The sequence below is a fragment of the Cellvibrio sp. genome, assembly GCF_053579595.1.
Map to the genome: position 1 here is coordinate 1 of NZ_JBRFPI010000122.1, position 11,055 is coordinate 11,055.

At 47.2% G+C, this 11,055-nt stretch carries 10 protein-coding genes and 1 tRNA gene; 2 read left to right on the top strand and 9 right to left on the bottom strand.

Annotated features, from left to right (window positions below):
- From ACWA6V_RS09565 to topA, 7 genes are all read right to left on the bottom strand, one after another.
- The coding region (locus ACWA6V_RS09565; protein WP_449522271.1) for an LON peptidase substrate-binding domain-containing protein at window positions 1–379 on the bottom strand (379 nt) is incomplete at its 3' end.
- A gap of 159 nt (window positions 380–538) precedes the next feature.
- Window positions 539–1,837 (bottom strand): ATP-dependent Clp protease ATP-binding subunit ClpX, encoded by a 1,299-nt coding sequence (gene clpX, locus ACWA6V_RS09570; RefSeq protein WP_449522272.1) that lies wholly within the window; start codon window positions 1,835–1,837, stop codon window positions 539–541.
- Window positions 1,838–1,974: 137 nt separating this feature from the next.
- Window positions 1,975–2,613 carry an ATP-dependent Clp endopeptidase proteolytic subunit ClpP gene (gene clpP, locus ACWA6V_RS09575; protein ID WP_449522273.1) on the bottom strand — a complete coding sequence of 213 codons (639 nt, stop codon included), beginning with the start codon at window positions 2,611–2,613 and terminating at the stop codon, window positions 1,975–1,977.
- A 176-nt stretch (window positions 2,614–2,789) separates the two neighbouring features.
- A complete protein-coding gene (gene tig / locus ACWA6V_RS09580) occupies window positions 2,790–4,103 on the bottom strand; it encodes a trigger factor (RefSeq protein ID WP_449522274.1) in 1,314 nt (437 codons plus the stop codon).
- A gap of 74 nt (window positions 4,104–4,177) precedes the next feature.
- Window positions 4,178–4,262 (bottom strand) — tRNA-Leu (locus ACWA6V_RS09585).
- A 152-nt stretch (window positions 4,263–4,414) separates the two neighbouring features.
- Window positions 4,415–4,936, bottom strand: coding sequence for a DUF6586 family protein (locus ACWA6V_RS09590; RefSeq protein WP_449522275.1), 522 nt, complete (start codon window positions 4,934–4,936; stop codon window positions 4,415–4,417).
- Window positions 4,937–4,999: 63 nt separating this feature from the next.
- Window positions 5,000–7,621 carry a type I DNA topoisomerase gene (gene topA, locus ACWA6V_RS09595; RefSeq protein ID WP_449522276.1) on the bottom strand — a complete coding sequence of 874 codons (2,622 nt, stop codon included), beginning with the start codon at window positions 7,619–7,621 and terminating at the stop codon, window positions 5,000–5,002.
- Window positions 7,622–7,957: 336 nt separating this feature from the next.
- Here topA and ACWA6V_RS09600 point away from each other — a divergent pair, with 336 nt between their 5' ends.
- A complete protein-coding gene (locus ACWA6V_RS09600) occupies window positions 7,958–8,659 on the top strand; it encodes a hypothetical protein (RefSeq protein ID WP_449522277.1) in 702 nt (233 codons plus the stop codon).
- On the opposite strand, the gene ACWA6V_RS09605 is transcribed toward ACWA6V_RS09600, so the two are convergent.
- The gene (locus tag ACWA6V_RS09605; protein WP_449522278.1) at window positions 8,660–9,163 is read right to left on the bottom strand and encodes a hypothetical protein; all 504 of its coding nucleotides are present in this window, start codon (window positions 9,161–9,163) and stop codon (window positions 8,660–8,662) included.
- A gap of 75 nt (window positions 9,164–9,238) precedes the next feature.
- On the opposite strand from ACWA6V_RS09605, the gene ACWA6V_RS09610 reads away from it, so the two are divergent.
- The gene (locus ACWA6V_RS09610; protein ID WP_449522279.1) at window positions 9,239–9,697 is read left to right on the top strand and encodes a universal stress protein; all 459 of its coding nucleotides are present in this window, start codon (window positions 9,239–9,241) and stop codon (window positions 9,695–9,697) included.
- Between the two features lie 32 nt (window positions 9,698–9,729).
- Here the strand turns inward: ACWA6V_RS09610 and ACWA6V_RS09615 are convergent.
- Window positions 9,730–11,055 (bottom strand): ATP-binding cassette domain-containing protein (locus ACWA6V_RS09615; RefSeq protein WP_449522280.1); only part of this gene is annotated, 1,326 nt, incomplete at its 5' end.

Genomic DNA, 11,055 nt, shown 5'->3' on the forward strand with positions numbered 1-11,055 from the left:
CTTCTATCGGCGGACTGGAAATAACATCTACAGTTGCCTTGAAGAAACCGCCAGCCTCCTCAATGGACTCGATATTGGCTCGCTCGCGACCTTCTATAAGCACTTTTACTGTGCCATCAGGTAATTTGAGTAATTGAAGGATCGAAGCAATCGTTCCTATGCTGTATAGATCTTCAGCTTGTGGTTCATCCTGCTGGGGATTTTTTTGCGCCACCAGCAAGACTTGCTTGTCGCTGGCCATAGCACGTTCAAGTGCTTCTATAGATTTGCCCCGGCCAACAAAAAGCGGAGTAACCATGTGCGGATAAACAACCACATCGCGCAAAGGCAGCAAGGGGATTTCAGTGATATGGGATTCATGCAGAGTTTCAGCGACCATTGGTTCCTCTCTATTTCAAGAAGGCAACAATTACCTTGCCATAAAAACAAGATTGGGGTCTAAAACAGAGAATTACAAGTTATTGAAACATAAAAAACAAAAAGAGCGCCTGAGTGCGCTCTTTTTGCTCATCATGACTAAAAGCTAATCGTTAAACGATTAATCTTCCGCTGCTGCTTTCGCAGGTTTATCCGTATTTTCATAAACCAATAAAGGCTCAGACTCACCTTTTATAACGGACTCATCTACCACGACTTTAACCACATGCTCTTCAGATGGAATCTTGTACATTGTGTCAAGTAGAACGGATTCCATTATCGATCTCAATCCGCGCGCACCGGTTTTACGCTCAAGTGCTCGCTCAGCGACGGCATCCAGAGCATCTGTGCGGAAATCGATTTGCACGCCTTCCATTTCGAACAACCTTGCATACTGCTTGGTCAGTGCATTGCGGGGCTCGGTTAATATTTGGATCAGCGCGGCTTTATCGAGCTCATCCAGGGTGGCAATTACTGGCAAGCGACCTACAAACTCTGGAATAAGCCCATAGCGAACAAGATCTTCTGGCTCTAGGTCCTGCAAAGTTTGTCCAAAATTGCGTTTTTCGTCCTTGCTTTTCACTTCTGCACTAAAGCCAATGCCGCCCTTTTCAGAGCGATCGCGAATAACTTTATCCAGTCCTGCAAAAGCGCCACCACAAATAAACAGAATATTTGAGGTGTCAACCTGCAAGAATTCTTGCTGCGGATGCTTGCGACCACCTTGTGGCGGTACTGACGCAACTGTGCCTTCTATGAGCTTCAACAGTGCCTGCTGGACACCTTCCCCTGAAACATCGCGGGTGATTGAAGGATTGTCAGACTTGCGGGAAATTTTGTCGATTTCATCGATGTAGACAATACCCTGCTGGGCTTTTTCTACATCGTAATCGCATTTCTGCAGCAACTTCTGGATAATATTTTCAACATCCTCACCCACATATCCCGCTTCAGTAAGCGTAGTTGCGTCGGCAATGGTAAAGGGGACATCAAGCAAGCGAGCCAGAGTTTCAGCCAACAAGGTCTTACCGCTACCTGTAGGCCCAACCAGTAAAATATTGCTTTTGCCTAGCTCAATTGGCTCTTTATCTTTACCACCTTTGTCGCCGAAACGAAGGCGTTTGTAATGATTATAAACAGCTACAGCCAATACTTTTTTGGCACGTTTTTGGCCAATAACATACTGGTCGAGAATGGCGGAAATCTCGTGCGGCTTGGGAAGTTTTTCTGAGCTACCTTCGGAAGCGCTTTCCTGAATTTCTTCGCGGATAATATCGTTGCAAAGGTCAACACATTCATCGCAGATAAAAACCGATGGCCCGGCAATCAGTTTGCGGACTTCATGCTGACTTTTACCGCAGAAAGAGCAATACAGCAGCTTTCCGTTTTTATCACCTGCGTCACTGGTGTGATCGGTCATTGAACCCACTCCATCTAAATTTCTATAACAATTGTCAGGTTAAAAAAACAAATTTCAAGCGGGCGGAGATTATTTGATAGCACCCACTCGCATTGCGATGGCTGATCCGAGCTTGGTTTTATTCTGACAAACAAACATTACTTGGCTGGCTGCGCGCGCTTATCGATTACAGTATCGATCAAACCGTAGTCTTTTGCCTGTTGGGCCGACATAAAGTTATCGCGCTCCGTATCAATTTCAATCTTCTCAATAGATTGACCTGAGTGATATGCCATCAGCTCATTCAAACGCGCACGAATTTTCAATATTTCTTGCGCCTGAATATGTATATCCGACGCCTGCCCCTGTGCACCACCGCTTGGTTGGTGGATCATCACACGGGAATTTGGCAGGCAAAAGCGCTTACCCTTGGTGCCAGCATTCAGCAGAAAAGCTCCCATGCTACAAGCTTGACCGATACACATTGTGCTTACGTCAGGCTTAATAAACTGCATGGTGTCATAAATTGACATGCCTGCAGTAACTGAACCGCCCGGTGAATTGATGTAAAGATGAATATCTTTGTCTGGATTTTCAGCCTCAAGAAATAAAAGCTGGGCCACTACCAAATTTGCCATGTAGTCCTCAACGGGACCAACCAGGAATATCACGCGCTCTTTGAGCAAGCGGGAATATATATCAAATGATCGCTCGCCTCTTGCCGTTTGCTCAATAACAATCGGAACAAGGCCGCTATTAATAAGAGATAACTGAGAGTTCATGTGTTCGTATGACATCGTGCGTTTTTGTCCTTAAGCGGGCTAATAGCGTCGCCAATATTGAAAACTATGGTTTTTTGACACTAGAGAGCTTAACCCGTGATGGGATTATATGCCAGTCAAATGAGGTAATTTGGGAGGTATTACAAGAAGGGGTAGCCGCAAAACAGGCGTTTTGCGGCTTTTTTAAACGATTAGCGCTGGGCGTTAGCTTTGATGATTTCGTCGTAACTGGTTTCTACTTCAGAAACCTTGGCTTGCGACAAAATGTGGTCAACTACTTGATCTTCCAGTACTGCAGATTCCACGCCAGCCATCAATTCCTGATTGCTACTGTAATACTCAACAACCTCTTTGGGCTCTTGGTAGGTAGACGCGATTTCTTCAATCATCGCTTTTACACGTTTTGCATCAGGCTTGAGCTTGGCAGATTTTACGATCTCACCAACGATCAGCCCCAAGGTTACGCGACGAGAAGCCTCATCCTGGAACATGGTGTCAGGCAACAACGATTTAACATCGAAGTTTTGTTGCTGGCCGCCAAAACGCTGAAGCATCTGATTGCGTAAAACCTGAATTTCATTGGCAACTAACGCTTTAGGTACTTCAGTGGTGTGCGAAGCGATAAGTGCGTCCATAACTTGAACTTTAACCTTCGCTTTCAACGCATTGGCCAGCTCGCGATCCATATTGGCTTTAACTTCTTTGCGGAACTGTTTTTCGCCGCCTTTTTCCACGCCAAACTTCTGGAAAAATTCTTTCTTCAGCTCTGGTAACTGCGCTTCTGAAACGCTGTTAACAGTGATGGAGAACTGGGCTGCAGCGCCTTTCAGCTCCTCAGCCTGATAGTCTTCAGGGAAGGTTACTGAAATCACTTTTTGCTCGCCGGCTTTCAGGCCAACAATACCCTCTTCAAAACCGGGGATCATGGATTTGGAGCCAATAACCAAGTTGTGGTTGTCTGCTTTGCCGCCGGCAAATTCAACGCCGTCTTTGGTGCCAACAAAGTTAATATTAACCTGATCGCCATCAGCTGCCGCGCGCTCTACAACAGACCAGGTAGCTTGATGCTTGCGCAACACTTCGATCATGTTGTCAACATCAGCTTCTGTTACTTCTGCTTTGAAATTAGTGAGTTCAAATGCAGAGAGGTCGCTCAATGCAACGCTTGGGTAAACTTCGAAGGTGGCAATATATTCAAGGTCTTTCCCTGCGGCCAACTGCTTAGGCTGGATAGATGGCTGGCCTGCTGGTTTAACATTCTCTTTTTGTACTGCGGCATAAAAGGAGCGGCTAATGACATCGCCAACAACTTCCTGGCGAATGCCAGCACCAAAGCGCTGTTTTACAACAGACATAGGCACCTTGCCTTTGCGGAAGCCTTTGATGCTTACGTTGCGCGCCGCTTGCTTCAAGCGATTTTCAACTTCGTTTTCTACTTGCTCTGCGGGTACGCCAACGGTCAAGCGGCGCTCCAATCCAGAAGTCGTTTCGAGTGAAACCTGCATATATGCCTCGTGATATAACTGAAAGTGTGTAGCAGTTGATCAGGTGCTCTGAAATACAGAATACCGGGGGAATTTGGTGCGGACGGAGAGACTCGAACTCTCACACCTTGCGGCGCCAGAACCTAAACCTGGTGTGTCTACCAATTTCACCACGTCCGCTTTGGGTCGCCTTCATTAACTCTACGAAGGCACTGACTTAGTTTTATCGCACTCTAACTTGTTGATTTTTAATGTTTTTTATAAAAATCATCAGCCCTAGCGCGCGAAGGGTGCTGATTGTGCCACAGTCATTCTACGGGTTCAACTTTTTATCAATACTCGGCGCTTGTGTCGCGCTGACGGATAACCAAGGCGCGGAAACTATCCAGCCATGAAAGCAAGAGCTCAGGCGTCAACTTTAACAGGGGTGTTTCATCAGATTGAGTTAATTCGACCAACTCAATCAGGTTTTCCTGTTTAAATGCCTTCTTCTCTTTGGGTTTCTGGGGGGATTTAGAAAGCTGAGCATAATATCCAGTTAACTGGTTCAACCATGTGTCATTGGCTTCGGTAAGCGATAGCAATTCGGATGACTCTGACGAAGTGCTATTAAGCTGTTGCAAAGCAGCGACCAAATCCTGCACCGAATTAATTGCCGATAAATTTTTGATTCGATAATGCTCAGCAAGCTCACGCAGATAAAAATGCAGCCCCATTGCCAAATGAAATGCCGCTGCATCAACAAGTGCTTGATGCTCAAGCAGTTGGCGAGTTGGCTGTTCATTTAACAGTCTGATAATGGCGCTCGCATAGGCGAGCTTTTGGTTAACCAGCGATAGGTGACTAATAGACATAATTAACTGACTGGACTTTTTGAGGAGACATTAGCCATCCAAATGAATGGCTTCTGCAAAAGCTTACTTTTGTACCTTCCACTTGCCGCCGTCATAAAACGCCTTCCAACCAGTCGCTTTACCATTTACTTCAGTTTGGACGTATTGCTCTTTGGTTTTGCGACTAAAACGGATAATGGCTTTATTACCCTCAGGATCTTTTACTGGCGCAGATAATAAAAAGTGATATTTCGGATCTATTTGATCTTTGTAGGGCAGCAACTCTTCAACCAGAGGCGCGCGCGTTTCGCGATTTTTTGGAAACTGGCTTGCGGCAAGGAACAAACCTGCTGCACCATCGCGCAGTACATAGTGGTCATCTACCTTTTCACAACGCAACTCCTGCATCACAATTGGATCAACTTTTGGCGGTGCAGCCTCGCCACTTTTGAGCAGTTTGCGGGTGTTTTTACATTCGTTGTTGGTACAACCAAAGTACTTGCCAAAACGACCGGTTTTAAGCTGCATTTCATTGCCGCATTTATCGCATTCGATCGTTGGGCCCTCGTAGCCTTTCAGGCGATAACTGCCCTGCTCTACCTCGTAACCAGCGCAATCGGGGTTGTTACCGCAGATGTGTAACTTTCTGCTTTCATCGAGCAAGTAGGAGTCCATAGCCGAGTTGCATATTGTGCAGCGATGTTTGGAGCGCAACTGGCGTGATTCAGCCTCTTCATCCGCATCCGCATCGATGACTTCATCGCCGGAAACCAGATTCATAGTATTTTTGCAGCGCTCTTTAGGTGGCAGTGCGTAACCAGAGCAACCCAAAAATACCCCTGTGCTGCCGGTGCGAATCTGCATGTGGCGACCGCATAAACTACAGGGGATATCGGTATCTGTCGGATCATTCGCGCGCATCCCTTTGGCGCTACTGGAGGCCAGCGTCAGTTTTTTACTGAAGCCTGCATAAAACTCATCTAACAACGAGCGCCAGTTCTTGCCTCCTTGTGCGACCACATCCAAGGACTCCTCCATACTGGCAGTGAAACCATAATCCATGAGGTCATCAAAGCTTTCCACCAAGCGCTCAGTGACTATGTCGCCCATCTTCTCGGCATAAAAACGGCGATTTTCCTGACGGACATAACCGCGTTCTTGAATAGTAGAAATAATAGAAGCATAAGTTGATGGGCGGCCGATAGCGCGCTTTTCAAGCTCTTTTACCAGACTGGCTTCGGTATAGCGCGCTGCAGGTTTGGTGAAATGTTGCTGTGGATTAAGCTTCACCAATGGCAGTAGCTGGCCGACTTTCATATCAGGCAAAACTACATCTTCGTCCTTTTTGGCAACTTGTGGGCTGACTTTGGTGTAGCCATCAAAACGGATTACGCGGCCGCGGGTGCGCAGTTCATAGTCACCCGCTTCAACGACCACGCTAGTGCTGGTGTATTCAGCGGGAGTCATCTGGCAGGCAACAAATTGCTGCCAGATCAAACCGTAAAGCCGCTCCGCATCGCGCTCCATACCACTGAGTTGATTGGGTAATGCGTCAACATTAGAAGGGCGGATCGCCTCATGCGCTTCCTGCGCGCCATCTTTGCTTGAGTAAAGCGTTGGCGATTCAGGCAGATAACGCTTGCCGAAATTTTCCAGAATGTATTCGCGGCAAGCTTCAACCGCTTCCTTACTAAGATTCGTCGAATCAGTACGCATGTAGGTGATGTAGCCAGCTTCATACAGGCGCTGGGCCATCATCATTGTTTTCTTCACCCCGAAGCCCAAGCGAGTACTTGCGGCTTGTTGTAGAGTCGAAGTGATGAAAGGCGCAGACGGCTTGGATTGGGTTGGCTTATCTTCGCGACTGATCACTTTGTAAGCCGCGCCTTGCAAGGTTTTGACGGCAGTCATCGCCTGGATTTCATTGATCGGTTTAAAGGCTTCATCGCCATGTTTTTTCACTTCAAAGCTGGCGATTTGGCTTTTATCGGCCTGTAAATCAGCAAAGAGCGTCCAATATTCCTCAGGGATGAACGCGCGAATCTCGCGCTCGCGCTCCACTACCAAGCGCACAGCAACTGACTGAACGCGGCCGGCCGACAGTCCGCGCGCAACCTTTTCCCACAGCAAGGGCGACACCATGTAACCCACAACACGATCCAAAAAGCGGCGCGCCTGCTGGGCGTCAACACGGTTTTGATCGATTGGGCCGGGCGTTTTAAATGCGTTTTGGATCGCTGTTTTGGTGATTTCGTTAAACACCACGCGGCGATAACGGGATTCGTCTCCACCAATAGCCTCGCGCAAATGCCAGGCAATAGCTTCCCCTTCTCTATCCAAGTCGGTTGCGAGATAGACCATGTCGGCCTTCTCCGCGAGCTTCTTAAGCTCGTCCACCACCTTTTCCTTTCCTGGGAGAATTTCATATTGCGCCTCCCAACCATTTTCCGGGTCAATACCCATGCGATTAACTAATTGGCTTTTGCTTTTTTTGGCTTGATAAACAGCTTTTTCTTCAGCCGACATTTTGCGTGTCGCAGCAGCTTGTTTAGCGCGCTCTTTAGCATCCACCGGCTTGGCTCCGCCGCTGGTAGGCAAATCACGGATATGACCAATACTGGATTTAACGACAAAATCGCTCCCCAGATATTTATTAATGGTTTTCGCCTTGGCAGGCGACTCAACGATAACTAAGGATTTACCCATGGCGGTTAGAAATATCTCTATAAAAAAGAAGGCTGTGTAAAGGGTTGAAATATGCGCCAAACTTTTACAACAATTGACCTAAGACGGGTTAAACTAACAATGAAGGTGCGCATATATAAGTCTTGAATCCGAAGGGGTCAAGCTATAATTTCCTGCATGACTTATAGTGGAGCCACACTGGATGTGCAAAAGTTAGCTGTAAAGAAGAGTTTTTTTTACTTTAAAAAATGACCGTATGTATATGTTATTTAACAGTTTTTTGTTTGCTAAATATGTAGGGACAAGAAACACATAAAAACCCGAAACTCAACGCCCCTTGCCCCAGTAGATTTCCGCATGACCTTGATTGTGATTCTTGTTTTTTTGATGCTGATAACACTTTTAGTAGTGAGTGCACTCCATGGTGTCCAGCAGCGCCAGCGTCAGCGTCGATTGGAGCAGCGCCGGTTACGCATCCAGGTGGAAGAGTTGACCGAGATTGTAAATTGCCTCGAGCAGACGCTACCCAACCGAATTATTACCAAGCATATCAATGACATGATTATCGCAATACAACAGCAAATGTTGGCGCTGGAGGATAAAAACCGTGAGCATCTTGAGGCGGCTATCCTTAAGAGCGAACAATATTCGGAAGAGTTGCTTAACCCTAAAAACCGGCACAACATCAGCTATCAAAGGGAAAGCGATGCACAAATTGCCAAAACCCAGCTACATCTCAACGAAACTATGCATCTAGTTATGCAACTTGCAGCACGCGGCAGTATTAACGAAATCGAATTAGATGCTTATTTAGCGGAGTTGCGTTGGGCTTATTTAATGGTGTCAGTGATGTCCTATATTGGCCAAGGCGATAAATCCATGGCTATAGGTGACCGCTTTTCAGGATTGGCGTTTTATCGCAAGGCGCAACAATTGCTAATAGAGTCAATGCATCAAGACCCACGCCGGATACAAATGATTAAAGAGTTGAGTGAAATGGTCGATGGAGATCGCGTCGGGCTAAGCCGGAATTTGCGCGAACCAGCCTCGGCAATCTGATCAATCGTTCACGGGGCTATCGATTTTGTGCAATTTGGTGAGCATTTCAATTAGCAAGTCCAGTACATCAGCACCTTCTTTCTCCATCCAAAATACGCTAACACCAAGATTGCTGCAACTAATAGCCAGCACTGAAGCGGGTAATTGCGGTAGATAAGATTTGAGCAAGCTGCTAGCTGCATCACTTGGGCGAACATCTGTTTGCCAATCCCACTCCTGATAAAAATTCCCTTCGTGTACGTATGTGGTGCGCATCAGTATCCACTCTGGCACGTCCCGGGCGTTGGGCAGCGCTGGTAAATAATAGACTGGCACGGTTGCCGGTTGATCCATGTCAGTTTTCAACATTGGCAACCGCCGCATGCTAAAACGCACGCCTTGCTTGCTGGCATGCAAGCGCAATTGCTCTTTACGCTGCTGGGCAGGACTTGGCCTAAGCATTGAAATCGGGCCTATAACGATTGCAAAAGCCAGAATCAAAATAATAAAAAACCAGATATTCATCGAAATCCTTAAAACTTTATGTGAGAGCAACTACTCTTAATTTAGCGATATTCACTTTTGCCGAGAATGGGAATCATGACAGAAACTATCAATTACAAACATATTATTGTCGGCGTAGATCTCTCAGAGGATTGCCCTCCTGTGATTCGGCGCGCCGCTGCGATAGCCCAGGCCTGTAATGCCAAGCTGACGCTCGCCCATGTGCTAGAGCCAATTGCGTTTGCTTATGGCGGCGACATGCCGGTAGATTTAACCGGGGTGCAAGAGCAACAAGTACAAAAAGCAGAAGCTGATTTGGCGTTGCTGGCGAAATCCACCGCCTACCCCATATTGCAGCAGCATGTTTTGGTTGGGCAGCCCGCCGCGGAACTGCATTATCTCGCCGAGCAGGAATCAGCTGATTTGATTGTTGTCGGCAGCCATGGCCGCAAAGGTTTTGCGCTACTGCTTGGCTCCACACCTAACAGTGTTTTGCACGGTGCAACCTGTGATGTGCTGGCTGTGCTGGTAAAAAAACAAACCGGTGAGGCCTAGGCTTCACCGGTGGCGATTTAAAACTCCAACTATTACTGCTGCATATCTTCCAATTCCGCCCAGCGCTCGAAACAATCGTCCAATTGTTGTTGTACTTTGGCAAGCTCCTGTAACTTTTGCTCTACTACTACAGCGGTTTGGCTGTAAAAGTCACTGGCAGTTGTGATGGACTGCAACTCATTTAATTGCTTTTCAATTAATTCAATTTTTTGGGGCAGCTCATCAAATTCTTTTTGAAATTTGTAACTGAGTTTTTTTAGTTTAGCTGGGGCTTTAGCACTGACAGCTTCCACTACCCCCTCTTTTTTTACTTCAGCAACCGGTGCATTGGCAATCGCCGCAGGTAGCTCATCTGCCTGGGTCCATTTACCGCCCTGACGAATCCAATCGTCGTAGCCACCCACGTATTCAAGCACATTGCCGCGCCCTTCGAAGGCAATAACACTGGATACGATGTTATTCAAAAATGCGCGGTCATGGCTAACCAGCAAGAGCGTGCCTGTATATTCAGTGAGGATATCCTCAAGCAGCTCAAGCGTTTCTACATCCAGGTCATTGGTAGGTTCATCTAATACCAATAAATTGGCTGACTTACTGAATAACTTAGCGAGCAATACACGATTGCGCTCACCACCGGAAAGTGCGCGCAATGGTGTGCGTGCCCGCTCACCACTGAATAAAAAATCGCTCAGGTAAGAAAAAATATGTTTTGATTTTCCGTCGATATCAATAAATTCGCGTCCACCCGCAATGTTATCGACCGCATTCTTATTGAGATCAAGCTGGTCGCGCAGCTGGTCAAAATACGCCACTTCCAAATTGGTACCCAGTTTTACGCTGCCCGATTGTGGCTGCAATTCGCCGAGGATCAATTTGAGCAGTGTACTTTTCCCCGCACCATTGGCGCCCACCAAACCAATTCGATCACCGCGCATAATGCGCGTCGAAAATTGGTTGACGATTTTTTTATCGCCCCATGAATAAGAGACATCCACCAAATCGGCAACCAACTTGCCCGAGTCACCGCCGGCTGCCAGAGTAAAATTGGCTTTGCCGACAACTTCACGACGCTGCGAGCGGGTTTCACGCAAGGCTTTCAAGGCGCGCACACGACCTTCATTGCGGGTGCGGCGGGCTTTGATGCCTTGGCGAATCCAGACTTCTTCTTGCGCGAGACGCTTATCAAACAATTCATTGTGGCGAGCTTCATCGGCCAATGCTTGCTCGCGATACACCAGAAAGCTGGCGTAATCTCCCTCCCAATATCGAAGATGACCACGATCAAGCTCGGCGATATGGGTCGCCAACGCTTGCAGCAATGAACGGTCATGGGAGATAAACACCAGGGCGCCGTTGTA